The 26,553-nt window shown below is 44.9% G+C and carries 27 protein-coding genes; 9 read left to right on the top strand and 18 right to left on the bottom strand.

What is annotated here, in order from left to right:
- The first annotated feature begins 142 nt into the window (after positions 1-142).
- Positions 143-490, top strand: coding sequence for an alpha-helical endospore appendage domain-containing protein (locus ACFRAM_RS28770; protein ID WP_483875010.1), 348 nt, complete (start codon positions 143-145; stop codon positions 488-490).
- Between the two features lie 153 nt (positions 491-643).
- Here the strand turns inward: ACFRAM_RS28770 and ACFRAM_RS17280 are convergent, their stop codons facing one another.
- From ACFRAM_RS17280 to ACFRAM_RS17245, 8 genes are all read right to left on the bottom strand, one after another.
- Positions 644-1,960: a serine hydrolase domain-containing protein gene (locus ACFRAM_RS17280; protein WP_379466895.1), complete on the bottom strand. Its 1,317-nt coding sequence runs from the start codon at positions 1,958-1,960 to the stop codon at positions 644-646.
- A gap of 216 nt (positions 1,961-2,176) precedes the next feature.
- Positions 2,177-3,043: a methyl-accepting chemotaxis protein gene (locus ACFRAM_RS17275; protein ID WP_379466894.1), complete on the bottom strand. Its 867-nt coding sequence runs from the start codon at positions 3,041-3,043 to the stop codon at positions 2,177-2,179.
- Positions 3,044-3,060: 17 nt separating this feature from the next.
- Positions 3,061-4,515, bottom strand: a complete 1,455-nt coding sequence (yfmT, locus tag ACFRAM_RS17270; RefSeq protein ID WP_379466893.1) for a benzaldehyde dehydrogenase — start codon at positions 4,513-4,515, stop codon at positions 3,061-3,063.
- 129 nt (positions 4,516-4,644) lie between these two features.
- Positions 4,645-5,631 carry a phosphotransferase enzyme family protein gene (locus tag ACFRAM_RS17265; protein WP_379466892.1) on the bottom strand — a complete coding sequence of 329 codons (987 nt, stop codon included), beginning with the start codon at positions 5,629-5,631 and terminating at the stop codon, positions 4,645-4,647.
- 272 nt (positions 5,632-5,903) lie between these two features.
- Positions 5,904-6,149: a DUF7667 family protein gene (locus ACFRAM_RS17260; protein ID WP_379466891.1), complete on the bottom strand. Its 246-nt coding sequence runs from the start codon at positions 6,147-6,149 to the stop codon at positions 5,904-5,906.
- The gene (locus ACFRAM_RS17255; RefSeq protein ID WP_379466890.1) at positions 6,131-6,505 is read right to left on the bottom strand and encodes a phage terminase large subunit; all 375 of its coding nucleotides are present in this window, start codon (positions 6,503-6,505) and stop codon (positions 6,131-6,133) included. Before ACFRAM_RS17255 ends, ACFRAM_RS17260 begins: the two co-directional genes overlap by 19 nt.
- A gap of 1,094 nt (positions 6,506-7,599) precedes the next feature.
- The gene (locus ACFRAM_RS17250) at positions 7,600-7,977 is read right to left on the bottom strand and encodes an ASCH domain-containing protein (RefSeq protein WP_379466889.1); all 378 of its coding nucleotides are present in this window, start codon (positions 7,975-7,977) and stop codon (positions 7,600-7,602) included.
- Positions 7,974-8,360, bottom strand: coding sequence for a YopX family protein (locus tag ACFRAM_RS17245; protein ID WP_379466888.1), 387 nt, complete (start codon positions 8,358-8,360; stop codon positions 7,974-7,976). The genes ACFRAM_RS17250 and ACFRAM_RS17245 overlap by 4 nt, the downstream gene beginning before the upstream one ends.
- A gap of 128 nt (positions 8,361-8,488) precedes the next feature.
- Here ACFRAM_RS17245 and ACFRAM_RS17240 point away from each other — a divergent pair, with 128 nt between their 5' ends.
- Positions 8,489-9,001, top strand: coding sequence for a GNAT family N-acetyltransferase (locus ACFRAM_RS17240; RefSeq protein ID WP_379466887.1), 513 nt, complete (start codon positions 8,489-8,491; stop codon positions 8,999-9,001).
- 43 nt (positions 9,002-9,044) lie between these two features.
- Here ACFRAM_RS17240 and ACFRAM_RS17235 read toward each other — a convergent pair whose 3' ends face one another.
- Positions 9,045-9,431 (bottom strand): hypothetical protein, encoded by a 387-nt coding sequence (locus ACFRAM_RS17235; RefSeq protein ID WP_379466886.1) that lies wholly within the window; start codon positions 9,429-9,431, stop codon positions 9,045-9,047.
- 308 nt (positions 9,432-9,739) lie between these two features.
- Here ACFRAM_RS17235 and ACFRAM_RS17230 point away from each other — a divergent pair, with 308 nt between their 5' ends.
- Positions 9,740-10,192: a hypothetical protein gene (locus ACFRAM_RS17230; RefSeq protein WP_379466885.1), complete on the top strand. Its 453-nt coding sequence runs from the start codon at positions 9,740-9,742 to the stop codon at positions 10,190-10,192.
- A 133-nt stretch (positions 10,193-10,325) separates the two neighbouring features.
- Here ACFRAM_RS17230 and ACFRAM_RS17225 read toward each other — a convergent pair whose 3' ends face one another.
- Together ACFRAM_RS17225 and ACFRAM_RS17220 are read right to left on the bottom strand one after the other, a co-directional pair.
- Entirely contained in the window at positions 10,326-10,463 is a 138-nt protein-coding gene (locus ACFRAM_RS17225) for a hypothetical protein (RefSeq protein ID WP_379466884.1), read from the bottom strand.
- A gap of 513 nt (positions 10,464-10,976) precedes the next feature.
- Positions 10,977-11,285 carry a hypothetical protein gene (locus ACFRAM_RS17220; protein ID WP_379466883.1) on the bottom strand — a complete coding sequence of 103 codons (309 nt, stop codon included), beginning with the start codon at positions 11,283-11,285 and terminating at the stop codon, positions 10,977-10,979.
- A 576-nt stretch (positions 11,286-11,861) separates the two neighbouring features.
- On the opposite strand from ACFRAM_RS17220, the gene ACFRAM_RS17215 reads away from it, so the two are divergent.
- Positions 11,862-12,893, top strand: coding sequence for an alpha/beta fold hydrolase (locus tag ACFRAM_RS17215; protein ID WP_379466993.1), 1,032 nt, complete (start codon positions 11,862-11,864; stop codon positions 12,891-12,893).
- A 147-nt stretch (positions 12,894-13,040) separates the two neighbouring features.
- Here ACFRAM_RS17215 and ACFRAM_RS17210 read toward each other — a convergent pair whose 3' ends face one another.
- The gene (locus ACFRAM_RS17210; protein WP_379466882.1) at positions 13,041-13,946 is read right to left on the bottom strand and encodes an NAD(P)/FAD-dependent oxidoreductase; all 906 of its coding nucleotides are present in this window, start codon (positions 13,944-13,946) and stop codon (positions 13,041-13,043) included.
- 310 nt (positions 13,947-14,256) lie between these two features.
- Between ACFRAM_RS17210 and ACFRAM_RS17205 the strand changes: the two genes are divergently transcribed.
- A complete protein-coding gene (locus ACFRAM_RS17205; protein ID WP_379466881.1) occupies positions 14,257-14,685 on the top strand; it encodes a MarR family winged helix-turn-helix transcriptional regulator in 429 nt (142 codons plus the stop codon).
- Positions 14,686-14,691: 6 nt separating this feature from the next.
- On the opposite strand, the gene ACFRAM_RS17200 is transcribed toward ACFRAM_RS17205, so the two are convergent.
- From ACFRAM_RS17200 to ACFRAM_RS17175, 6 genes are all read right to left on the bottom strand, one after another.
- On the bottom strand, positions 14,692-15,246 hold the full coding sequence (locus ACFRAM_RS17200; RefSeq protein ID WP_379466880.1) for a GNAT family N-acetyltransferase: 555 nt from the start codon (positions 15,244-15,246) through the stop codon (positions 14,692-14,694).
- 88 nt (positions 15,247-15,334) lie between these two features.
- Positions 15,335-16,504, bottom strand: coding sequence for a Ger(x)C family spore germination protein (locus ACFRAM_RS17195; RefSeq protein ID WP_379466879.1), 1,170 nt, complete (start codon positions 16,502-16,504; stop codon positions 15,335-15,337).
- Positions 16,501-18,036 carry a spore germination protein gene (locus tag ACFRAM_RS17190; protein ID WP_379466878.1) on the bottom strand — a complete coding sequence of 512 codons (1,536 nt, stop codon included), beginning with the start codon at positions 18,034-18,036 and terminating at the stop codon, positions 16,501-16,503. The genes ACFRAM_RS17195 and ACFRAM_RS17190 overlap by 4 nt, the downstream gene beginning before the upstream one ends.
- Positions 18,037-18,072: 36 nt before the next feature.
- The gene (locus tag ACFRAM_RS17185) at positions 18,073-19,278 is read right to left on the bottom strand and encodes a GerAB/ArcD/ProY family transporter (protein WP_379466877.1); all 1,206 of its coding nucleotides are present in this window, start codon (positions 19,276-19,278) and stop codon (positions 18,073-18,075) included.
- A gap of 165 nt (positions 19,279-19,443) precedes the next feature.
- Complete coding sequence (locus ACFRAM_RS17180; protein WP_379466876.1) at positions 19,444-20,565, bottom strand: NAD(P)/FAD-dependent oxidoreductase; 1,122 nt, start codon at positions 20,563-20,565, stop codon at positions 19,444-19,446.
- 123 nt (positions 20,566-20,688) lie between these two features.
- The gene (locus ACFRAM_RS17175; protein ID WP_379466875.1) at positions 20,689-21,621 is read right to left on the bottom strand and encodes a bifunctional helix-turn-helix transcriptional regulator/GNAT family N-acetyltransferase; all 933 of its coding nucleotides are present in this window, start codon (positions 21,619-21,621) and stop codon (positions 20,689-20,691) included.
- Between the two features lie 479 nt (positions 21,622-22,100).
- Between ACFRAM_RS17175 and ACFRAM_RS17170 the strand changes: the two genes are divergently transcribed.
- From ACFRAM_RS17170 to ACFRAM_RS17155, 4 genes are all read left to right on the top strand, one after another.
- Complete coding sequence (locus ACFRAM_RS17170) at positions 22,101-22,544, top strand: OsmC family protein (RefSeq protein ID WP_379466874.1); 444 nt, start codon at positions 22,101-22,103, stop codon at positions 22,542-22,544.
- A 234-nt stretch (positions 22,545-22,778) separates the two neighbouring features.
- Entirely contained in the window at positions 22,779-24,671 is a 1,893-nt protein-coding gene (gene shc, locus ACFRAM_RS17165; RefSeq protein WP_379466873.1) for a squalene--hopene cyclase, read from the top strand.
- Between the two features lie 54 nt (positions 24,672-24,725).
- Positions 24,726-25,454 carry an AraC family transcriptional regulator gene (locus ACFRAM_RS17160; RefSeq protein ID WP_379466872.1) on the top strand — a complete coding sequence of 243 codons (729 nt, stop codon included), beginning with the start codon at positions 24,726-24,728 and terminating at the stop codon, positions 25,452-25,454.
- Between the two features lie 151 nt (positions 25,455-25,605).
- Positions 25,606-26,493 carry a DMT family transporter gene (locus tag ACFRAM_RS17155; RefSeq protein WP_379466871.1) on the top strand — a complete coding sequence of 296 codons (888 nt, stop codon included), beginning with the start codon at positions 25,606-25,608 and terminating at the stop codon, positions 26,491-26,493.
- The last annotated feature ends 60 nt before the right edge of the window (positions 26,494-26,553 follow it).

Raw genomic sequence — 26,553 nt, 5'->3', positions numbered from 1 at the left:
GCCTCATAGAATCTATTCTAAGGTATGCATCCTCTCATTAGTTCATTCCTGAGCTATTAATCTGTTTGAATTAAGATTGAAGAATAGTTGAATGGGAATTTTATTGTAATCGAATAAGTAGCGCTTAGGAGGTCATTAATAGATATCGCAACCATCCATATCGAATATAACCCCCATCATTTCCGTTACCAAGAAAGAGACGATATCGCTACTGCTCAGTTCCATCGCTATGAGCGAGCTGGCAATATCCCATATTCTCAATGCGGAAGCGGAGAAGATGCAAGCCTTTGCCCATCATGCCCAGCATAACCGCAATATTCGAACGAAGGATTTTCTGAAATTTAATACTTCTGTACCGAATATAACGCCAACGATTAGTGTGACAAGTCAAGATGCTTATAATCTGCTGCTCATATCCATCGCCTTTTTGACAATTTCCACTCCTCCTTCATCCCTCCCAACCCAGCTTGCCCACCCGATAATACGGTGATCCACCCGCCTTATCGCTAAGAACTTTAACTTATTCGGAGAAGAACCCACTTCGGGAATAACCGAGGTGGGTTCTTCTATACAACTGCGCATAATCAATTTCTCTCATTCCTAACGGACATAGACATCTTGAAGTATACCCAACGTTTAAGTTCTATAACTGCAACCTTCTAGAAATCGACTCACTGTCAGGCAATATTGCGGTAGCACACGTCAGAATACGTAAAGCGTCTTCTTCGTGGCCATTCCACGTTAATGCTTCGGCAATTCGCAAAAATTCAAAATCCGCTAAATAATACTGATCAGGTTCCATGGTATTGAGTTGGTGATACTCTTCCATTGCCTTCTCCACTCCATGAGATACGACCAACTTTGCCACTTTGTTTGCCATTGATTTCTTTATTTGCTGAATGTTCGAGCCAAGCATTAGATCAAGTATTGGAAAGGTTACACTACCAAGCCAGATATAGTCGCAATTAGTCATCACAGTAATGGCAATGTTCTCATCAGGAAGTAGAATCAGATCACTTAGAAAACCAGTATCCCATCCGGAATGTGAAAGGATTCGGCGACCCTTATATTCTCCCAAAAACCACCCCAGACCGATTTGCGCCTTCTCTTTCCCATATCCGGTTGCTGCATGAGGCTTCCACATCTCATCATAGCTGCCGGATTGCAAGGAATGATACCCATTCTTTGCAAGTCCCTGATTAAGATGCATCAGCATATATTGGCACATATCTTCAATATTGGTATACAGTGTAGAGCTAGGCGCATGCGCTCTGTTGTAAGGAAAAACATCGCTGACATAGCCGCCGTACCCAGCAGAAGTTCTGAGCACATGAGGTGCAGCAAGATGAGCTTCCACCTCCTGCTTCAAAAAGGAACTGGACTGCATCCCTATGGGTTCAAGAATATATTCTTTCATATACTGCTCGAAGCTCATTCCGCTAACCTTTGCTATCAAGTCGCCCAAAATCTCGTAGCCTATATTACTATAAGCGAAATTAAGACCTGGTTCGCTCAGCAGCTTGTGACAACGGATACTCTTAACATATCTTTCAAGACTTTGCTCGTCGTGCTCAGGCCGGTCCCACGCATAATCTTCCTCGTCCGGCATGCCAGAGGTATGATTCAGAAGCTGCCTAACTGTGATATATGGATGCCGATCATCCTCCATCTTAAAGTAAGAGAGATATTTTGAAATTGGTGAATCCAGATCTACTTGTCCACGCTCAACCAATTGCATAATGGCTGTAACAACGAATGTTTTGGAGACGGAAGCTTGGTGGAACAAAGTGCTGGTAACCGCAGGATCACCAGTCGATAAATTGGCTGTTCCGTATTCTCCAGTAAACAAAATATGATTGTCCTTCACTATTCCAACGGCCAATGCCGGAATGTAGCCATTTTGGGCAAAATCACTCAACATTGCGTGCAATGGACTCCCATTTTCCCGATAGTTGTACATTGTGTCCTCCCAAAGATACAGCATTTGATTTTTATGAATTCACCGTATCATTTGCTTGGTTTACATGATATAGAAAAAATGGTTTGAACTAAAGTACCCCCTATGTTTAATGTTGTTTTGGTCGAATGAGATTGATCTTCCCCTTAATGGAGCAACAAAAAATCCCAACCTCTCATGTTAAACCTGAGAAATTGGGATTCTTATAGTTACTCCTTATTACCCGTTATCTTTGGAGAAAAGGGATTCTTCCGCTACTTGCGCTAACTCCTCTGCTTTCGCACTGATCTCCTGGATTGTTGCAGTGAACTCCTGAATCGCGCCTGACTGACCATCGGCTAGCTTGTGAATATCAGTGAACGTATTATTTAAGCGTAGGAGAAGATCCTGAATATTTTTCGTAATACCATTAATCTGGTCCACATTCTCCTTAGAGCTTGTCGCCAACTTCCGGATCTCATCGGCAACAACGGAAAAGCCTCTGCCCACTTCCCCTGCTCGTGCCGCTTCAATGGCAGCATTAAGACCCAGCATGTTACTCTGATCCGAAATCTCCTTCACAACAGTGGATATTTTACCGATCTGCTGTGCACTTGTGCTAACATCCTTCACTTGAGTGGTAACGTCAGTCACCCGGTCGGTTAGATGAGTTACAGCTTCGCTGATCTCTTCAATAGAGGCAGTGGTCTGTTCGACAATTGCCGAGAAACTCTCGGCCATCTCAAACAGCTTATTCGCTTTCTCAAGACTTGTCCCCATACCTACCCCACCGATAACTCTGCCTTGTTCATCATGCAGCGGGATCGCGTGTGCAGCAAGTGGAAATCCGAACAACTCTTTGGGAACGACAGCAGACAAAGGCTTATTAGCCTTGATTGCGTTCGTCACAATGTCCCCTTCCCGTAGCAGGTCCCCGGGGGTGACATTCAGAGAGAAGGTTTTACCTGGAATGTTGATGATCAGCTTCTCAGTGTCATAAATGCCAATCGTAATGTCATCGTTAGTAAGACTATTCAGTAGTGGGGCTACCTTTACAAAAGATCTAATCAACTCATGCTGTGTTTGCTCTTCAGTGACTGTGCTCATACATTTTCCTCCAGTTCTTAGTACGGGAATGTCCTTTGTCCATAATTAACAGAAATCCATTTCAACGTAGTGAATTCATCCAAGCTCCATTCCCCGTTCAACCGGCCCAGGCCGGACTGCTTCTCTCCGCCAAAAGCTACAATGGGCTCGTCGTTAATCGTGACATCGTTCACATGGATCATACCTGTATGGACCTTCTTCGCCATCTCTACACCACGCTCAAGATTGGAGGTGTGAATGGCCCCGCTAAGACCAAATCGGGTATCGTTCGCAATGTTAATAGCTTCTTCTTCCGTCTCGAACGGAATAATGCATACAACCGGGCCGAACAGCTCCTCTTGAGCTACCTCCATATCCGGTGTGACATTGGCGAGGACTGTAGGCTCCACCAATCTGCCGGTAATTTTACCATGCACCAGCGGAACTGCTCCCTGCTCAATCCCCCTCGCAATCAGCTTCTGCAGCGTATCTGCCTGACGGTTGTTGATAACAGGTCCAATGATGATTCCCGGCTCACTTGGATCACCTGTTGTAAGTGTAGAGACCTTTGCGCTGAATTTATCTACAAAATCTTGATAGATGTTCTTATGTACTAAAATCCGGTTGGCCGACATACAGATCTGGCCTTGGTGTGTGAATCTGCTGAATGTCGCCGCTTGTACCGCGTAGTCGATATCCGCATCCTCCAGGACTATGAATGCGCTATTTCCTCCGAGCTCCAGCAGCGGTTTTTTGAAGTTCTTGACGGCCAGTTGGCCAATATAGCTTCCGACCTTTGTCGAACCTGTGAAAGAAATTATTCTTGGAATTGGGTGCTCAACGAACGCATCGCCAATCTCGTTAATGTCTGTGACTACAACATTCAATAGGCCTTTCGGTATACCCGCTTCTTCGAAAATCTTGCCAATCAGTGTTCCACCAGTAATAGGGGAATCCTCATGCGGCTTCAGCACTACGCCATTGCCGGCACCAAGCGCTGGAGCAACTGACTTCATGGACAAGAAGAACGGGAAATTAAACGGACTGATTACACCAACCACGCCCGCTGGAATCCGGTACAACCGATTCTCCTTGCCGTCCTCTGTAGAAGGTAGAATCTTACCTTCCATTCGAAGTGGGAATGTTGCTGCTTCCTTAATCATATTTTTCACAAGACCGATCTCAAAAGCAGCCTTCAGCCGTGTTCCGCCCAGCTCCTGGACGATAATAGACGAAATTTCTTCCTCATTCGCTTCAATATATTTAACCGCATTCTCGAGGATATCACGTTTATGATACGGGTTAACCTTGTCCCATTCGAGCTTGGCTTTATAGGCAGCTTGATAAGCATCATCAATGTCTGCCACGCTCGCGATTTGAAAATCGGTAATTACCTCATCATTATATGGATTGATATCGGCCAGCGTTTTACCGCTTTTGCCATCTCTCCATTCCCCAGCGATAAATTGTTTTCCTAATTTTGAGTATTGCATACTATCCCTCCAACGTGTTGATTTTACAATTAATAACTTCACATTTATTTATCGACATAATACCGATAATTTGTTTGGAATTACTTCATTAAAAAGACGGGTGATCTTTGATCCCCGCCTGTACTTGATTTAATTGAATAGATGGAGCTGCGGACTGTTCAGGATCATCCGCTTCCACGATTCCTTATCCTCCGGGTTCGATTCCAGCCAACTCTGAGAAACAGTGTACATCAGCAATCTGCGGTAATTGATAAATAATTCTAGCTTATTTAGAAATAATGTGTCCAGATGATTTTCCATTTCGTAACCATTCATAAAATGCGTATAGAAAAATTTCAAACCATCCATATCCTTGAACGGCTCGTTCATTCCACCAGCTGTCGAAAACAACAAAAATTGTGAAGCAATAGCAATATCATTGGCGAACCAGTGATAATTGGCGACATCAAAGTCGATTAGGACGATCCGGTCATGTTCTAGCATAATGTTATTTATATGCGGATCGTTGTGGATTAAACCAAAGGTATCCCGCGTTACCGGAAGTTCAGACAGTTCACGCTTAAGACTTTTCCAAGCTTGCTTAACCTCCGCATCCTTGCACCATGAATAAAAGGAGCCCCATTCCCCCTCCCAGCTCAGTACGTCGCTGCCTCCATCCGGCGCACTTCCTGTCCAAGTGGGATAATTCTTTGTTAGTCGGTGCAGCTTTCCTATCATTGTTCCGTATCTGATGTAGAAATCCTTAGTATAATCATTGCCTCCCGGAACTCTCCCGCGGATTCTATCCATCGCATACGCAACCAGGATATAATCACTTGTGTCCAGTGTCTCTATGATATTATTGTTCGTGTTCAGCACCGGATAAGCGATGTCCATCCCATGCCTTCCTAAATAGTTGATAAACCGGGTGCGTTCATCCATTTCTTTAAACGCCCTATCGGCATTTCCCTTCGAAATGGCCAGAATCTTGAGAACCATATCGCGGGAACCGGAACGATAGCTGTAGAGAATACCGTCTGATTCCTCTCCTCCACCGCCCACAAAAGTCAGGGCATCCATATGAGTACCGAATTTCTTGGCCATTGCGTCCAGCGAGTGATTGGATATTTTGATCAAGATCTATCCTGCTCCTTTGTGAAAAAGATGATTATCGCCTAATCATAAGCTATTATGTAAATAAAAGAAGTATATTACTTTATTGATAATATTTACAATTAATGTGTTGTTTTATATTTTTTACTATTATTTCCAGTTCTCATGAATATATCTTGACTAAATGAGCTTATTATTTGTTGTATGTTGTTATCAAATGTATGATCTTTTACGTGATCTTTTTTAAAAAGTCACACTCGAAATTTCGTTCATCTCAATCCAGTCTATTATAGTATTTAAATCTTCGGCACTCTCCCCGTCAACCTCAGAACCTCCAACTTTCTCTGTAGGTCCAACTGCCATTCATGATCCTTCGTCGCACTTGCCAGCCTGGACTGGTCGTTCTCTATCATCAAGTAGTCCCAGCAATACCTAGCATTCCCCCGCAAGCAGTACTGCAGTTCCTTCGCTTCCTCCAGCGTGAGTGCTCCCGTCATATTTATATGAAAGATTTCGGCTAACCTCAAATGTACGGGCAACATAATAACCAACCTCCTGTATCACCATCCAATATCAAGCCACCGAGCTCGCCCCACTCGCCTTCCCCGTATACTGCATAGCCTTCCGGATCCTGCTCTTTACGCATCATCATGCGGCGATGGTATGCTTCGTCAATGAAAGGATTCTGGAGATACGTAGAATGATGAGTCAAGATGTCCGGGCTTGAATAATCGAAGGACTTTCTCTTAATCCAATGAGATGCTGACACCGGATTAAAGCTGAAAGTGATCTGATAGTATAGATTTGGATTCAGCAGAACCTCACGCAACCGGTCATCCAGGATGTCGACGTCAGATTCTTGCAATTCCGTTGCTTCCTCTACCCAGCTCCAAGGCACTTACTCAGGCGGCCGGCAACCTCCACGATCCATCCTTTATCAGCTGTGGTCGCTGCCCTGGAGGTCAGGGGGAATGAGCAAGGACGGCATATGCATGAAAAAACCAGAGGAGGTACGCCTCGGTTAACGCTGCCTCGATGCAGCCGTGCGTGTCACTCTCGCCTGATTTCCACATTACCAATATAGCACGGTCAAATCCTCATGTGGCGTTCAGAAAACCCCGTTATTCCGCCATGTTATCATCAATTCCTCTTCAGAATCTCATCGAAGAATCCCATCTGGGCCAAGGAGTTTACTATCATCTTGGTGCCCTTCTCAATGTATCGATCCGCAGTGCTGCCAGATTCATATGCGAACAGGACCGTATTGCCGCGCGTATGCCCTTCAATGAAGCGCGCCTTGATTACCTTCTTTATTCCCTGGTGCCGGATCAGATTATATGCCCGGAAGATCATGTAAGTATAAACACGGTACCGCTCATACATCTATTGCTTTTTTTCGGTCAGGATCACGACATTAGCCGTTTTGTCAGCATGAAGCTCGTTCGCACTCAACCTGCGAGCAGACTCTCCATCGATGGCCACCTGGGCCATATCAGCTTCGTTTCCTTCGAAATCCGCGATGAACAGAATCATATCCTTATATCGTTCGAGGTAGAACTCGGTCTATGCAATCTCCTCCTCTGATGCTTCTGCAAACAATTCCCCTTGTTCGTATGCCATCGCCATTCCCCTCGTTCCCCTTTGTCATGTTATAATGTCAAGAGGCACGTTTTACCGCTAACGACCCCCGCCCCGGCCAAGGATATGGGGGTCGTTTATTATTTTGGAAGGATCGTGCCTTCATGAAGAAAGTAATGAATTTTCTTGTGGTAATAGGCATTACACTATTTCTTTATTACATGTACCAGATATTCTTTAATTTACCCTCAAATGGTGGCGAGCTTGGGAGACTACAGTTGCAATCTTCCTACAGCGCCCTGTTTTTGGGTGTGGTATTATTCATCCGCTCAAGACTTAAATAATGTTGCTCCACCCCATTCCCACAATCTCAGCTGCCCCTTGCCTGGGATTGGCTCCGATAGTTTTCGTACTTCATGCAATTCCCATGCGTAGCGACCTACCGCGTACCATCCAAACGCGCTTGTTACCCTCGAATATTTCCTCAATTACTCCTTCGGCGTTTATTGAAGCAGCCTCGCCTGAATACTCAAAGTGATGAGTAATTGGATAAACATTCGCTAAATTACATGTTGCCACCACAGCCCCAGTAGGAAGGTTATCAGCGGTGTATCCGTGTCGCTCCAGCGCACTGCTGATCTCCGACTCTTGGCAGGCATCCTTGTCGATCTTCTTTCCAGCATGTATTGCGAGTGGTCCGCGCTTCTTCGTTGCCCAGCTGCGGGTTTCAAAACGTTTCTCACCGATGGCAATCAGTGTCGCCCAGGGTTGGATTATCGTAATAGCCTTCATGCTTGCACCACTCCTTGGAATACGTTCCCGATAACCTCGCCCTGGTCACTGACAAAAAGCTTGATGTGGTCATCATCCGTTGCACGTTCACCATTGTGTTTAAAGTAGAACATGGCATATTCGTCGTCCCATTCAACCATGTATGTGTTACCGTGAAAACGCCATAAATCCTTGTGATGAATCTCTTTGTCGTTACTGTCTTTGCGGCCAGTGTATTGCATCAGTTCAAAATCAGACATCCGAAGCACATTGTACCCCTTGCCGTCCATTTCCTTGTAGACAGCAATTGTCTTTGTTTCAAAGTTGATTGCTTCCAGATTTTCTGGCTCAATCATGATGCCTTTCGGCTTATACCAAGCGCGGTATTTCGGTTGTATGCTCATAATGGTTATGCCTCATATTTCTGAATTTTGCAATATTGCTACCTTTCGAAAGTAAAATATTGCAGTGCAAGTTAACCTATAATGTTATCCTTAAATAAAATAATTCCTAGGAAGAAGGCCCAACAAAAATGAAAAATTATTTTTTAACCACTGCTCGTTTAGGTTTTTCGCATTGGGAATATAGTGACTTAGAATTAGCCTATTCCCTTTGGGGTGATCCAACAGTCACAAGATATATCTCTGTTAACGGAGTATTTTCTAAAGAACAAGTTGCAGATAGGTTGTTCAAGGAAATTAGTATGCAGAAAGAATTTCAAGTACAGTATTGGCCTCTGTTTAATCTCGAATCTGAGGGATTTATTGGTTGTTGTGGCCTACGCCCGTACGAACTAAGAAAAAATATATATGAGATTGGAATACATCTTAAAAATGATTTTTGGGGTTGTGGCTATGCTTCAGAAGCCGCAAATGCCGTAATAAAATATGCCTTTGAAATTTTAAAAGCTGATAACTTATTTGCTGGTCACAATCCACAGAATATTACTTCTAAAAATTTGTTAAAGAAGTTGGGATTTACTTACTCTCATGAAGAATTTTATGAGCCAACCGGTCTAGACCATCCTTCTTACTTTTATAAGTGATTTAGCTTATTTATAGCTTATTTATAGTTTAGGTAGAGGATGGTTAACCCTCTCTCTTAATTGGCTTGAACTCTCCAATATCCTCACCGTAAGATCCCTTGTATACCTCGCGGTCATGGTCCCAGCAGTTTCGGCACATCCGGTGGTCGATTGCTGGATCGAACATATGCGGGTGACTCAATTCTGTCTCGTCCTTAACGTCAGCATCACACCAGTCGCATTTCGCAAATTCTGGTAGATTGGACACCCAAAATGTAATGTCCATCGCCAACTGTTGGTTATCTGTAGCATCTGCATAGGCCATCAGTGCTGCCCGTGCTGCCGGGTCTTTGGCCGGATTAAGCACAAAGTATTGTCCCTCTGCCTCCTGGCTAGTCTCCCGGTTGATGATCTGATATTTGTTATAGAGTCCCTGTTCTTGACCACACATTGCTTATCAGCTACTTTATAAGGAAAAGAGTGATTAACCCTCTTCCACCTCAGTTTTGCCTGTAATCTCGTGCAGATCATAGATATAAACTTCAATATCCCGGAATTCATAATGACCCCATTCCATGTCCGGACAATCTTTGTTGAAGGAAATCGGGCTTCAATCAGCTCAGTTAGCTTGATAAAGTTACTGTCGTAGTCTCTTTCTAGCATAAGCAACTATTAATCTATAAAATGACTTCCAAATTGCGGACGAACTCGTTTGAGTAGCTGCATATTATATCTTAAAAACTATTGGGGGTATGTTTTATGACACGATTACTTGATGCGCGAACTTCACAAAATGCCAGCTTTTTTAACAGTATCAATATTCCAATTCCTATGAATGAAGCTACGTTAATTGGTCAAGTTGGACTAATAACAACAGGGTATGACGGAACCATTAGAGTGCAATTGGAAGGAACCGCTTCATTTTTTGCGTTTTACAGTGCAACATTCTATACATTTGAGATATTCGCTGTCAGAGGTACTGAATCTACTGATACTATAGTTGCTTCAAACAGAATTTTTTTTAACGCTAATGCTTTGAATATTTCTAACTTCTACAATGTTTACTTGATCGGATCTGACTACAACCCCACACCTACTGATGATGAATTGGTATATTCACTTTTCATTAGAGTAAATAATGACGCGATACTTGGTGGTGGAGTTAATAGAATTGGTCCAGAGAGTTTCAATGCTTCTGCATACTGTGATTAGCCTTGTATAGTGGCTTGGCTGCTAGGGTCAATTCGGCCAAGGACTAGAATCCATCTGACCCACGTCAGGCCTAATCACTGCAGCACTGTCGGTCGCTGCTCCTCACCTGGAGCTATCCAAACCGGCTTCCAACTTAGTTGGAAGGATATCCTCGTCTCCGCCTCCGCCGGACCTTCCGCAGCCGTTCCACGAACTCATCCCACGTCCAGTATTCCGGCTTCCAGTTGGTATCCCCGCGGTGCTTACCGAGCGATATGTTTAGTTCGTGCATGATGTCGCCTCAATCTATGAATCATTTTGATAAGAACGAAAGTTCCCAATTATCAAACTACTATTTTCATGGTAATATTTAACTGCTACCTCAAGATGAAGTGCAACAGATCCATTGGTCTGTTGCACTTCGGTTCCGCTTCGGCGTTGAACCCTAGCAGAGAACACGTAACACTTTACCTCTGCGCCAATAAGAGACCCATGGATACGGGTGGTGACCTCTAATTGGATCCATCTTGAAAGGAGCGAGAAAATATGAACTTGGAGTACAAAAACTTTAAGCTCATCATTGCCCCGCGCGTCATCGTAACGATTTTATTGATCGTTGCTGCGATGTACGGGATCGATGTAACCCTTCCGTAGGTAAGGATCACCCTTCCTTTCGGAGGGGTTTTTTCCTTTTCAAGAATATAAGTGCATTAATATCCCCATGTTGCCGCTTGGTGGATGCTAGTCCCCCGCGGCCTTTCTCCTTATTGGATACAAGCGGCTCAGACGCAGCTCGATCAATGCTTCATCCAAGAGAAACGCGCTTATAGAAGATGTCCTTTGAAACACCATTACTAGCTGCGCGCTGGAGCAGCTCATCGGAATACTTCCTTTTCGCAGGTCTGTTCTTCTTCATCCAGGCGACTCTCCGACCTCTGGTCATCCACGGTTCTGTTGCTGCTTGTTCAGGCGACCATCCTTTAGCACACCGGTTAATGAATATTTCTTTTGAAATGCCGTTCTGTTCAGCAATAGATCTCCATTGGCTACGATCGGTCAAGGCTCTTGGAGGCGTAGTGATGGCCCGCTCTTTTTCCCAACCAGCTTCTCTCACACGCCATTCCAACGTCCCGCACTTGACGCCGTTTTGTATTCATCGGGCGTGATGTAGTAGTTGAAGCCCATTTCGGTTGTGTCCTCCTCGGCGGCGAGGATGGGTGAGTCAAGTTGACTGCTCCAATCACCTTGCCACTGTCGTCCGTGATAATGTCCCACGAGATATCATTAAAGAAGGGATCTATCTGCATCACGCCTGCACCGCTTTCGCCTTGTAATTGTAGATCTTACGCGGAATTCCGAGTTTCTCATAGGCACTCCGAAGAGCGTATGAATGCTAACTTTGTTCCAGGTATCAGAACACACTTCAGCAAGCTATTAGATGACCTATTATTGCAAGAAATGTGATCTTTTTGTGATCTTTTTGTGATCTTTTCATATAAAAAAGAACTAAGAGCCCCTATAACACTAGCATTTATAAGGGTTCCTGGTTCTTATGTGTATATTACTTTATTGATATTTTCTACATATATAATATAGAGCTGCTGAAACATATAAAAGGTCATCATTGTTTTGGATAAATATTCTTGATATACTATATTATTCTTTAACACTAGACAAAGGAGATGAGATTATTAAAAAAGTCAGACGAATTCTGCTCTATCTCGGACTCGCAATTATTTTACTTGTAGGGATAGGTTTGATCTTCCCAACATGGACACCCGCAATAAAAGGAGAAAACAGCATAAGCGAACTCAAGCAAGTCGAAATTAACGGCATCGGTCATGAATTGATGATCCGTGGTCAGGACAAGAACAACCCTGTTGTCATTTTTGTACATGGCGGTCCCGGCGTTCCGGAAATCCCTTACGTGACCAAATACCAGGATGAATTAGAAAAGCATTTCACGATCGTTCATTATGACGAGCGGGCCACCGGGAAATCGTATCACTTTGGAGAAGACTACTCGAATCTCACGAGTGATCTATTAGTGAAGGATTTGCTGGTTTTGACAGATTACATAAGTGATCGTTTGGATAAGAAGAAGGTTATTCTGATGGGGCATTCGTTTGGTACCTATATTGCTACACTGGCAGCCCATCAAGCTCCAGAAAAATATGAAGCCTACATAGGCATTGGTCAGATGGCAGATACCGTAGAGAGTGAACTGGATGCCTTGAATTACATGATCGATCAAGCTAAATCAAGCGGCAATACAACCGATGTCCAGCATTTGCAAGGGTTAACCGATAAAATTCAGAGTGGCGAGCAGTTAGCTCCACGAGATTATCTCCGGAAATATGGCGGGGCAGCAAGACTGATCGATGAAGCTACCGACATAAGGGACGGTTTCCTGTTCGGACCGGAGTATAACTTACTGGATATCATCCGTTTTTATCGCGGCTTATTTTACTCACAGGATACTTTATTAAAGCCAGCTATGGATAATCCTCTACCAACTCTAGTCACCAAACTAGATTTACCTGTGTACTTTATTATGGGGAAATACGACTATATGACTACTGCGAATTCAGCCAATAATTATTTGGAAAAGTTAGAGGCACCTCATAAGGAACTTATACAATACGATCAATCCGCTCATTACCCTCAATTTGAAGAAAAAGATAAATTCTCGCAATGGATGATCGATACTTTCGCACAATGAATTCATATAATGCATTTGCATAAATGAAGGCTTAAAATACAAAAAAGGCTCCTCATGGGTTCAATCGAACCTTGAGGAGCTTTTTTTAACGTTCGGAAAAAGTTGCTAGGGAAGAGATGATCAGCAAATACATTCGCTGTACTGCGTCTACGCCCAATCCTCTTCCATCAGATCCGCTACAACAGCCACCGCAGCTTTACTGCCGGAGGCTGCAGCGTAAATTAATTGAGAAGGCATCACATAGGACGAGTCTCCGGCTGCGTATACTCCGGTTGCGGTGGTCCGGCCCATTTCGTCGGTTATAACCGTGTCGTTCTCTGTTATTTGATAATCCAGTGCTTCATTAAATCGGGCATTGGGCAGCAGCTTGGGATCAATAAATCCTCCACTCCGCTCTACAGAGGTGCCATCTGTGAAATGTACCCGTTCCAGCAAGCCATTTTGACCGGAAAAGGATGCGACAGGTGTGTCCACGATGGATATCCCTCTGGAAGCAAGCTTCTCCCGCTGTTCGGTATTCAGAATATCGTAGCCGTTCGTACACACCACGATGTCCTGGCTGTAGCCCATGACTAGTTTAACCTTATGGAATACGGCAGGATTGTCCGAGACGACAACAAGCGGCTGATCCCGTAGTTCCCATCCGTCGCAGAATGGACAGTTGAATAGGCTTTTTCCGTAAAAGTCTTGAAGCCCCTCGATTTCGGGAAGCTCCTCTTTCAGCCCGGCAGCTAGAATCAGCTTGCGGGCCAGCACTGGCTCACCCGCCGAGGTAGATAGAGAAAAACCAGCATCCGTCCTGCGAATATCACTCACCTCAGCCGGCAAATGCTGGACAGATGGGTAACGCAGCACTTCTTCATAGGCTATACGACGAAACTCGGCGGGCGTAACCCCATCCTGTGTAAGGTATCCGTGAGAGGCGTGTGTCACGCCGTTTCTGGGCTGGCTATTGTCGAGAAGCACCACACTTTTTCTCGCTCTGCCTAGTACCAGCGCAGCATTTAATCCTGCCGGCCCACCACCGACAATGGCACAATCATAGATATGCATAAGTTTAAAACCTCCATAAGATAAATTAGATACTATAAAGACATTTTATATCTATAATTGATTAACATTAAGCACTACCTTCACAATCGTAAGGGCAGTGCATATTAAGCGATAACTCATCAACTCAATTACAGATCTAATGTATCTATGATAGCTTTAATTCAATCTATCTGTCAAGAAGCTTTCTAATTGGCGTCTGTTGATGGCATCTGTTAGCAGCGTTTGTTGACAAACCCTAGAAAATCCTTATATAGTTCAATTACTGACAATTAGAAATATAATCATTTAAAAACCAAAGGAGGACGCCTTAATGGATACCAAGCAAGACACACTCTACCTGGATTTGCTGCAGCTTATCTCACTGAAAATAAAGAAACGAGCAGATGAAAGCATCAAAGAGCTGGGGTTAAATTCTCAGCAAGGAAAGATGATTGGCTATATTTATGAACATCAAGACAAGGGTCTGATTCAAAAGAATCTTTCCGATCGTTTCCACGTACGCGGCGCGAGCATCACCAGCATGCTTCAAGGTCTTGAAAAAAAAGGATATATCGAACGTAAAATCCCTGCCCATAACGAGCGTCAAAAGAATATTTATGTACTGCCCAAAGGCGTTGCACTAATCGAAGCCTTCGAGCAGTCTTTTCAACAGGTAGAGGCAGAAATCATTCAATCCCTCTCTGAGGATGAGCGGCAGACCTTCAAAGCTTTGTTGAAGAAAGTCAATGAAAATCTATAAAAAGATTCATTGTTTATATGTATCAATATTCCATTCTTCGTTCAGGATTGAATATTGATACGCATCATGCCAAATGGGCTCCCCACTTTCTGTTTTTCTGAAAAAATCTTCTTTCTTGAAGTGCCCCTCTCGACGCATCGACAGACGCTCTAATAATCTCCAGGACGGTGCGTTGTCAGGGTTACATAAAGCCATGATCCGGTGTGCTCCTAATTCTTCAAAACCATATTTCAATACAGCTTGACAAGCTTCTGTGGCATAACCTTTACCGTAAAATTCAGGGTTGAAGATATATCCAATCATCCATGTTAAAAAGGGTTCCGGCTCTCTCTGCGCAAAATAAATATGACCAATCATTTTATTCGTATTTTTCAAGCAGACAGCCACAAAAGCATTCCCCTGTGAGCGCTCTGCCGCCATTAATTTACACTCTTCTTCATTCCTTGCGGTATCGGGCTCATACATTAATACATTTTCTTGAGACAGGTACTCATGCAAATCCCTCCAATCACTTGCCTCAAAATTACGAAGCATTAGTCTTTCCGATTCCAAAATAATCATTGTGCTCAACCTTTACCGCATTGATGTAGGTTTATTCTAGGCAGTATAAGGTACATCATCAATGAACTTTTATACAATAGCCCTGCTTCTAGTCCGGGTCCTCCTCATTTTCGATAGAGGTTCCAGTGAGTCCGATTTGTCTTAGAGTCATATTCGCCTGAACTTTAATAGATGTATGGGCAAAATCAACGCCCCAGGTAGGCTCCATCTTTCTCCATGTACGGGGGTATTTGCGGTGAATGTAACCGTTGAATCCAACGACGTCCGTTTTCTCTTGCTGAATATGGTGAAGGAATGCTTCCATATCCGTTTTACATTTCAGATTAAGTGCTTCTTTGACCTTCCTGAAATCCTCCATTTGATCCAGATGCAGGGCTGTTTCGTTCTCTACGATCATAACGTCACCTTTGAGTTTCACTTCAAATTGCGGTTTCCCGTCAACCAGTTTCACGGCAATTTTGCTGGACAATCGGTGCATATCTACATTGATCACCCCTTTTTCTTTGATGGGGACTGTGATACTGAATTTATTGATTTTTTTAGTGAGCCAAAAAAAGGAATGGGTCTCATCAACATTCAGTTTATATTTCATTTTCAGGTTGTTATCAAAGACCGCAATACCTGTCATTTGCATTTCCTGTTTATGCGATTGCTCCTTGCTGGATAAGGAAAGTTGTGGAAGTGTAGGGCTTTTGCCGGGATCATTAATGGCTTGCAGAAAATAGACCATGGCCTTGTCCGCCAGACCTCCTGTGTTTTCATGTATTTTCAGAGCTCCCGTCGCCGGAGAGTCCTCGAGCGGATACACCATTTCCAGTAAACTTAAGGCGGTCCCCTTTTCTACAATGACCATATCCGTTCTAAGGCGAACATCTTTATTCCGGCTATATTCGTCCAAAATATTGGACAGTCCGTCTCTGGCCATACTCTCACCAATGACAATCATTCGGCGGTTACCGGCAAAGATGGTACGTGACAGCTTGGGCTGGATCTGATTCGCCGCCTCCATAATGGATCTGCCTTTTCCGGTAAATACCTCAAAATGCTTGCTCAGGGAAGCTAAATTCCCATCACTGTTGTTATTATTCGATTGTGGGATGAAAATCATCGCACTGGCCAAATATTGCCCATCCTTCTCTTTGTCCATCCCCCATCCAAGAATCACTGCACGGTCATTAAGCTCCACCCGATCCCAGCAGCTGGTGAGCAGGCACGAAATGACAATCAAGGGAAGCAGCCTATGAAGCATCCATCTCATGAATTCCTCTCCTCACGCGGATTTGATCGTGGTGTGCCGGACATTGGAGGCGATTTCTGCACGGCCGGGCGCGGTCTGCGGTGCATCATCCAGCGCGGAGCGCGAATGAAGGTATCACGCAGGGACTGGCCCTCCCTGTCGACGAGTGGACTCAGATATGGTGTACCATATGAAGACAGGTTCGTCAGATGAACAATCAAGAGGATCGATCCCATAATAATTCCGAACAGGCCGAACAACGCAGCGAAAATCAGCATCGGAAAACGCAGCATGCGCGCAGCTGTACCGACATTGTAACGTGGAGCCGCAAACGACGAAATCCCGGTAGCCGCTACAACGATTACCATAGGAGCCGATACAATTCCAGCTTGAACAGCGGCTTGTCCAATGACCAGCGCCCCTACAATGCTGACAGCGGAGCCAATCTGCTTCGGAAGTCTGAGACCCGCTTCTCTAAGTCCTTCGAACATAAATTCCATAATAAGAACCTCGAACACAACGGGCAGAGGAATCCCTTCACGTGCGGTCAATATGCTCAAGAGCAGGTTGGTCGGCAGCATTTGGGGATGATAGGAGGTGATCGAAATGTACAGGGACGGCAGATAAATGGAGATGAGAAACAAGATTAGCCGGACCACCCGAATCGCCGATGTATAGATGAACCGTTCGTAATAATCATCTGCTGCTTGAAGACCAGATAAAAGCGTCATCGGCAGAATCAATACGAACGGATTGCCATCGATAAGGATGGCCACCTTCCCCTCCAGCAGACTGGAGCTCACGATGTCTGGCCGCTCTGTGTTCTGGATCTGTGGAAACAGAGTGAACGCGGACTCTTCAATGAACTCTTCCATATAATTCGATACCTGGTCGGCCTTAATATTCTTAATCCGTTCTCTGACTTCATTCACGATATCAACAGGCGCTATATGCTTAAGGTAGGCTATGACAATTTTCCGTTTGGCGTTCTCACCCGTTCGAAAAGCCTCTGTCTTAAGCGATGGATTGGGCAGTGCTCTGCGAAGCATTGTAATATTGGTGTTTAAATCCTCGATGAATCCCTCCCGGGGTCCCCGAACCACGACCTCATTGCTTGGCTCCTCAATACTTCGCTTGGGAGGCTGGCTGATTTCCATACTGTACGCCGCTGCTTCCCCTTGACTGAAGCAAACAATGGCACCGCAGGCAATCTCGGCTGCCACCTGATTGACATCAGTGATGGGTTCAGAGATCGAGGATACGAAAGTTCTGAGGATGTTGGCAGTAAAGGGTTCGTTACCAGGAAGCGCACTCAAGGGCTTAATAATATCGAGATTCAATAAATGGGGATCGGTAAATCCCTGAAGATAGACGAAGAGGAGCCGGGAGGGTCCCTCAAACTCAAGGTGTCTGAATATAACGTCCGTGCAGTCCTCAAAAATATCCCGTATGGCATGTTCAGTCTGATCCAGGTCTTCCGTCAAATGGATAGAATGCGGCTCGCGGTATGGAGTTTGATCTGACCGTGACGGGTTTCGTGGCAGGTTACTCAAGACCATCCCTCGCTTTATCCTGATTTATTCATGTGGCTAGACTTTGAAATAACGAATGTACGTATAGTAATACATGCTTAGCATAAGGATCAGAAGTGTAACCCCGGACCATCTCCACCCCAGGCTCACCTTGGGGATTCTTGGAACTACTCCAGATTGCGCTTGTTGTTTCTTTCGTCTGTGAAGCAGAATCAAGATCCAGAGGATTACCGGAAGGATCAAGTAAAGTAGCGGAATCATCACCGGATCGATGTACCTCAGGAGAAGCGCTCGGGTCGTTAGTAGACTGGACGTAAGACCCGCTGCCCATACGGCGAGTACCGAAATGGGGATAATGAGTAGCTTCCATTTCTTTATCCCAAGCCACTGAGCAGTCCCGTAACTGAGGCAAAATAAATAAAACCCCAGCTTAATGAATGCGCTACAGACCCATAGCGCGATCATTATTACCTCAATCCGCTGCAGAAATTCGCCGACTTCAATATAGCGGACCAATTCGTAGAGCGGATATTGCATTTTAGCGGCCAATCCCGGTCCAAAGGTTAACAGGATAAAGGTCGTTGTAAGGACCATTAAGCCGACAGCAAGTGTAAATCCGACATAAATCTTCGGAGTGACCCCTTTCTGTTTGTTCAAGAACCCATAGACCAATACAAGCAAATAAGAATCCCCGTACATCTCCATCATCGTAAAGGTGCCTCTTGCCATGTTTAATGGGCTCGTATCGGCAGCAATGGGAAGAAGGAATGTGAGATCGAGGTTGCTCAAATTCAGGATATAAATACACAAAAACATCAACACAATAAGTGGTCCCATTAGTTCAGCACAGCGGGCGATCGTGTTGATTCCATTCGTGGCTACAGCAAAGGCAACAACGACGAACAAGACAATAACTACAGCCGTAAGCGGCGTTTCCTTGAATAAAGCCATGATTATAAAATCAACGACGGAGCGCAGGATATTCCCTAGTGAAATCATCCAAAAGGCCAGATAAGGAAGCACCCAAAACCGCCCCACCCATTTGCCGAGTACTTCCTGAGTGAATTCTATAAAGGTCTGCCCCGGGAAATATTTAGCGTTCCGGACAGCCAGTGCCAGCACGATAAAGCCTGCAACGCCTGCCAGAATCACGCTGAACCAGGCGTCCTGCTTCGTGACCTTCATTGTCCCGGACAGGTAGATCGGAAGTCCGACATTTATGCAAAAGATGAGCCACATCAGTTGAGTTCGGGTAAGTTTCAAATTGAGTCCTCCATTTGTTACCGATAACAACTGTATTATTACCTTGTTTTGGGTTTACATGCATATATTATGTTCACATCGGATGCAACAGAAAGAACCTCCTTACCCGTACATCGTACAGATAAAGAGGCTCTCGTAAAATTAGGTAGCGGTTTTAAGTCATTCTTAACTCAAAGCTTTGCCAATATCATAATCAAGGATATCAATATCCAGATCCAATCCCAGTGCCATCTTCGCCAGTTGGCTGCCAATAAAGGGTCCCATCGTTAACCCCGAAGATCCTAGCCCGTTGGCTGCTATAAGCCCTTCCCAGCCTGGAATAGGACCCATCACAGGAAGGAAACCTGGTGTGAACGGGCGGAAGCCCACTCGTACCTCCTGAAACGTACTATTGGCTAAGCCAGGGGCCAGTTCTAACCCTTTATTCAGAATTTCCTGCATCCCCCCTGGGGTTATCCTTGTATCGTAGCCTTCCACCTCATTCTCATGAGTTGCGCCAATCACAATCTTCTGCCCATCAAAAGCGAGCAAGTATTGGTCTGATGGCGGCATGATTACCGGCCAGTTCCCTGCATCTTGACGGTCCTCGAGCTGTAGATGCATAATTTGTGCTTTTTGAAAACGAACCTCGAACTGAATCCCCAAAGGTTGCAGCAGCTGAGGGGCCCATGCCCCTGCACAGACTATAACCTCATCTGCCGGGAAGCTTTGCTCTCCGACATTAGCCCCTATTACACGGTTTGCTTGAAATTGCAGTTCGGCATCCCCATTTACAAGGACTGCCCCGTTCCTTTGCGCGGATCGAAGCAGCGCGTCTCGAAGCGCGCGGCCATCGACACGGGCGCCTCCACTAATTTGAACAGAATGATAACCTTCTCCAAGTAGTGGAAATAGCGTATGGGTTTCTTTTTCATCAAGCCGGGTAATTTCACCGATCTCAGGTGCCTCTATTTTGCGAATCTGTGCCCGCTCTTCCATCTTCCCGATTTTCTCCAGATCATTATGAATACTAAGCGCACCTACTTGGGCATAACCAGTATCGGTTTCCCCTTCGTTCAAGAGTTCCTCAATCAACCCGGGGTAAAAGCGTGCGCCGGACTTTGCCAACTGGTACCACGCCTGATTGCGCCGCTGAGAGAGCCAGGGACAGATTATGCCCGCAGCGGCATCGGTAGCCTGTCCGCTATCCTGACGATCTATGATAAGGACCTCTGCACCCATTTTTGCTAACTGATAGGCAGTCGAAGCCCCTAGAATTCCTGATCCAATGACGATAACTTTCTTCACAATAACATTCCTTTCCTCAAGCCCTTTACCTATTATAGCGAAAATTTTATATTACAAAAATACCACTGACCTGAATTAGTTCTTCAGAGCAGTGGTTGAGAATTCCATTTGTTCACACTTTTTTCATATCAGACTAAGCTCGTAGACCTCCTCAGTGTGACTCACACCCCAGGAATGATCTTCACGTTCTGCAGTTTTTTTGAAGCCTACATTTTGATACATTTGTATCGCCTTCGTCTGATCTTCTGTTGTTTCCAGAAATACGGTTTGATATTTTCTTTCTTTACAATAATCTAGTGCTTCCTGAAGTAATGTTCTTCCAAGGCCTATTCCTCTAAATTCAGGATGTAGAATAAACCATCTTAGTTGCGCTTTTTCAGACGAATGACCCACTATCGCAATAGCGCCGACGATTTCGCCACCCGCTTCTGCAAACCAGAATCGATCCTTATCAGGGCTGTATTTTTCAAAAAATTCGTAGAAGGTTTTGCAGACATATCCTTCAAACACATGATTATAGCCGCATTCTTTCGCATAAACCCAGCCATGCAAGTGGATCAAATAGCCTATATCCCCAGGCTTCAAATCAGATCGAATGTGAACATTCTGGACTTTATGCGAATTGTCCGACAGAACATTTTCAATCGCCATCATATGTTTACCAATACTTCTTTGGTGTTGTTCCGGTAAGTTGTTAACCAATTGGCGAACCTGTTCCTCAGACATGGTATCCAATCTTGAGAAAATATCCTTCCCTTGATCTGTCAAGAAAAGATGATAAGATCGGCCATCATCCTTGGACTTAATCCGATAGGAGATTCCTTGCTTTTCAAATCGTTTTAAAATCCGGCTTAAATATCCGGCATCAAGCTTTAGCTGGTCAATGAGCATTTTAGCGGTGCAGTTTTCTGTGTTCTCGATTTCATAAAGCACCCGCGCTTCTGACAGCGAAAACTCACTATTCAATAGGTGTTGATCTAGTAACCCAAGAATATTCGTATAGAAGCGATTGAATCTTCTGACGATAGGGACAACTGATGTGTCTACAGAATTCATCTTTAAAATCCTCCCAAACTTGTTGTACGAACATAGTTTAAGTCATTTATTTGACCTAGTCAATTAATAATATGCCATAGTCAACTATATATGTGATATAGTCAACTAAAAATGTAACGTATTCATCTTTCACCGGTGTCTAAAGATTTTGATTTTCATTATTATTTGGGGTGGTTTCGAATCTACCTCAAGATCCGTACTTCTTCGTCAAGTACCGGACTCCTGAGTCCACTACATGTTCCAAGAGCAACTTCTAATGAATATAACGGCTTTACGGTCCGTTAGCCCCCATAAGTAAACCCTAACTGTTTAAATAGCTTGTTTTGAATGCGGCCTTAACCAGGTGCTAATCTCTCAAAGATTGACAGATTGTAAGCAACAGAATTATAATCTAAATTAATCAAAGTATATTACTAGGATTTAAACATCGCGAATCATCCCATCACATTATGGATTGTCCAGAAAAAGGAGCCTGCCTCATGCCAAATGTTCAAACGTTCAAAGCTACTGCCCATTTGCAAGACGGCGTCAGAGTCGTTACAAAAGCAAGACAATTCGAACTCATCATCGACGAACCTCAAAGCCTTGGAGGTACGGATACCGGAATGAATCCAGTCGAGGCCTTGCTTGCCTCATTAGGCGCTTGCCAATCCATTGTAGCCCGGGTCTATGCTCCCAAGTTTGAAGTAGAGCTGGAAGATTTCAGAGTCGAGGTTGAAGGTGATCTGGATCTCGATGGATTTTTCAACCGATCTGAAGTCCGGCCTGGCTACTCCGATATTCGATACACCTTCTACATAAAGTCCTCATCGCCTGCTGAAAGGATCGAGCAATTCGTGCAATTTCTGGAGAGCAAATGCCCTGTGGGAGACAGCCTTGCCGCTCCAGTGAATCTCAAGCTGAACCGCATCGTAATTGAATAATTGAAATTAATAAACGGAATCTAATTTAAACTACGAATAGGGCTGTAGAGTTGCTACCCGGCAACTTTGCAGCCCTATAACTTTTATTCAGGATTACATGAACCGCTCTAACAAAAACTCTTATTGGCTCTGCCACAGGCTGCTGCAACAAAGTTGACTCAATCATCTCCATCATTCCTTCATCATATAATTACATATCATGCTACTAATTACGGCCTTCGGAGGTACCCAAGAATGAGCGATGTACTAAATTCGATAGATAAGGAAATTGATCAGCTAACCGCATTCCTGTTGCAGCAGCAGCGGCAAGACGGCTCGTGGCATTATTGTTTTGAGAACGGGATCGTCATCGATGCCTATGTCATTATTCTGTTTCGGATATTGAATGTGCAGAATGAGGAGCTGATCCGGCAGCTGTATGACCGTATTCTTAACGAGCAGCAGCCAGGCGGTTTCTGGAGATTGTACCCTGATGAAGAGGATGGGAATTTATCCGCAACTGTCGAAGCTTACTACGCCCTGCTCTATTCCGGATATAGCAAAATCACAAACGAGCCCATCCAGCGAGCCAAACGTTATATTCAGTCTAAAGGTGGTCTTGGAAAAGTCACCAGCATTTTGACCAGAGCCATTCTTGCTGCTACCGGCCAAAGCAAATGGCCCTTGTCGGTCTCCCTCATTCCACTGGAAGTACTGATGTTCCCTAATTATTTTCCTATTAATTATTATGAGTTCTCCGGCTATTCAAGAGTTCATCTCACCCCTATGCTGATCATGGCCGACCGGCGCTTCTCGATTACAATAGCAGATGCTCCCGACCTGTCAGACCTCATGGATACACGAGTAGATGCTGAGGAGCCAATTTCACGGGGATATCAGGAAATGCAGAAAGACATTCATTCCGGTCTAAGCAGACTTATTGGCACACCCCGCTCTATCCATGAAGCCGCCAGGACCAAGGCAGAACAGTTCATGCTCCAGCGCATCGAATCTGACGGCACCCTTTACAGCTACGCTACCAGTACAATTCTGATGGTGTTTGCCCTGCTGGCCCTGAAATACGATCAACAACACCCTCTGATTACAGAAGCCATTAAAGGACTTACCGCGATGCAATACCGTTCCCCAGGCAAAACAACGATCCAAAACTCTCCCTCCACCGTGTGGGATACAGCTCTAATTGCCTACGCTTTGCAAGAGTCCCGAATAGGCGGTGAGCACAAAGCGATTACGCAAGCTGCATCCTATTTGCTGCCCAGACAGCATCATAAACGGGGAGATTGGAGCATCCATAATGACAACATAGAACCGGGAGGATGGGGATTTTCCGAGTCCAATACGATCAATCCGGATGTGGATGACACGACAGCGGCATTACGGGCGATTCATAGCTTGTCGAGAACATCCGGGTCGTACCAGGAGTCTTGGAATCGCGGACTGAATTGGGTACTGTCCATGCAGAATAAAGACGGCGGCTGGCCTGCTTTTGAAAAGAACACCAACAAAGAAATGCTCACATGGCTCGCCATCGACGGTGCCAAATCAGCTGCCACAGATCCCTCCGAGGCGGACCTTACAGGTCGTACCTTAGAGTATCTCGGCAATTTTGCTGGGCTAGATATGCGGTATGAGTTCATCAAGCGGGGAAGTAAATGGTTGATCCGCAATCAGGAGAAGGATGGTTCATGGTACGGAAGATGGGGTGTTTGTTATATCTATGGAACATGGGCTGCATTAACCGGTTTGATGGCTGTCGGCGTGGCGACAGATCATGATTCCGTGCAAAAAGGAGCACAGTGGCTCCTAAGCATCCAGAACCCGGACGGTGGATGGGGAGAATCCTGCCATAGCGACCGGCTTCTGCATTATGTGCCTTTAGGGGAAAGCACCCCCTCACAGACTGCTTGGGCTTTAGATGCTCTGATCGCCACGCAGCCAAAGCCAACACCTGCGATAGATCAAGGCATCCGAAGGCTTATTGCCTCCATGCATGAAGATAATTGGAAGACTACCTATCCAACAGGCGCTGGTCTCCCTGGCAACTTTTACATCCATTATCATAGCTACCGCTACATCTGGCCGCTGCTCGCACTGAGTCATTACAGAAAGAAATACAGGGATTGCTAGATCAATGAATTCATCGTAGAATTACGTTGTTGAACTGTCGAGGGGGAACTTACCATGAACATCCATAGAGAACTTATAGCAGAACGACGAACCTATACCGCCTCTCGGGTGACACACTCCCACCCCTATGCGCAATTAATAATGCCACTGCAAGGTGAAATGGCTATTGAGGCAGGCGCTGAAAATCATGTGCTCGGTGACGAGCTATTATTTTACGTCCCTCCTAAATGTGATCATTCTTTTTATTCTAATGTACGCAATGAGTTTCTGGTGTTGGATATTCCAGATGTGATGATTCCATCCAGCAGGCTGGACCATAAAGGCACCACATACGCGTTAAACAACAAGTGGAAAGGCATCCGGTATCTCATCCTGAATGAATTGAACCAAGAATCGGCCTCTCCCTCTGCACTTAAGGAGCTGTTTCCGTATATTTCGCATAATTTAATCAGCCAGCGGCAGCCCAAATCCATCCAGTATATTCATGAGCATTATCACGAGAATATATCGGTGCAGCAGTTGGCGGAGCTGGAGCATTACAACCGGTCATATTATTCAGACTGGTTTGTTAGAGAAACAGGGTCAACGCCGTCCAGTTATTTGCAAAAAATCAGGTTGCATAAAGCAAAGCAATTACTGCGCGAGACCAACTACTCTATGCTGCAGGTTGCCCTACAAGTCGGCTTGGAGCATCAATCCTCCTTAACGCGTTTGTTCCAGCAATTTGAACAGATAACCCCGAGCCAATACCGCAAACAGCATGCCACATCTGGAACGGAGTAAAATCAACCTGGAATTCAGACAAAAGAGCCCATCCCTGAGCCTGTAAAATGAATATGAACTTGGCCCGTACAAGTACACGGCAAGTTCCCCTTATAACTGTGATTGCCTGTGTATCGCGGTTTTTGGGCATTTCATTTGAAGGAGCAGAATCATGTCGACAGCATTGGGTTTATTATTCACATTGTTATGGTCTTCTGCGGCCATAGCCACGAAGTTCGGGTTGGAATCTACAACACCTCTGGCATTGGCCACGTTTCGCTTTCTTTCGGCCGGACTGCTGCTTTTTCTGTATGTGTATGGATTGAACAGGAGATTCCCCTGGCCGAAGCCCCGGCAATGGCTACCATTAATCGCGCTAGGTCTCTTGAATACAACAATTTACTTGGGTGCGACCTTCTGGGCGTTAACCTATGTGTCCGCGGGCTTGTTTAATTTATTCGTGGCCACGAATCCTTTTCTCGTTGCCTTCCTCTCCTATCTTTGGCTGAAGCGAGGCATTTCGATAAAAGAATGGCTGGGGATGTTAGTCGCAGCTATCGGATTGTTAATAGCGACCTGGCCGTCTATCGCAGGTGGCGAGGCTAGCATAAGCGGGTTAATCATTTTAGGAATTGGGATGCTTTCGATGGCAGTAGGAAGTGTATATTTCAAAAAGGTCAATCTGGACTTGCCCAGCATTGTTATCAACACGTGGCAGTTATGTATCGGCGGTATCGTATCACTGCCCATTGCCTATTTTCTCGAAAAGGATACCTTTTTCTTCAAACCAGATATGCATCTCCTTGGCTCGCTGATATGGTTGGTCTTCGTCATCTCGATAGGGACCATGCTGCTGTGGTTCTTCCTGCTGAAGCAAGATCCTGTAAGAGCTAACAACTGGTTGTTTATGACGCCCATCTTCGGCTTCATTCTCGCAGCGGTTGTTCTCCATGAACAAGTGACCTCCTTCGATATCGTAGCAACTGTCGTTGTAGTGATTGGGCTATTCTTATCAGGCAACATTAAGCTATTGGCAAAAGTTAAACCTCGAAAGAACTGAGCCGAGGTCCCACACTGAAAAAACCGTAGCCGCTGCACAATAAGTGCAATGACTACGGTT

Origin of the sequence: Paenibacillus sp. NPDC056722 (genome assembly GCF_042790635.1) — a bacterium.
GTDB lineage: Bacteria > Bacillota > Bacilli > Paenibacillales > Paenibacillaceae > Paenibacillus_AQ > Paenibacillus_AQ agri.
Note: the sequence above shows the minus strand (reverse complement) of the source record. Positions and strands in the feature narration are given on the sequence as shown.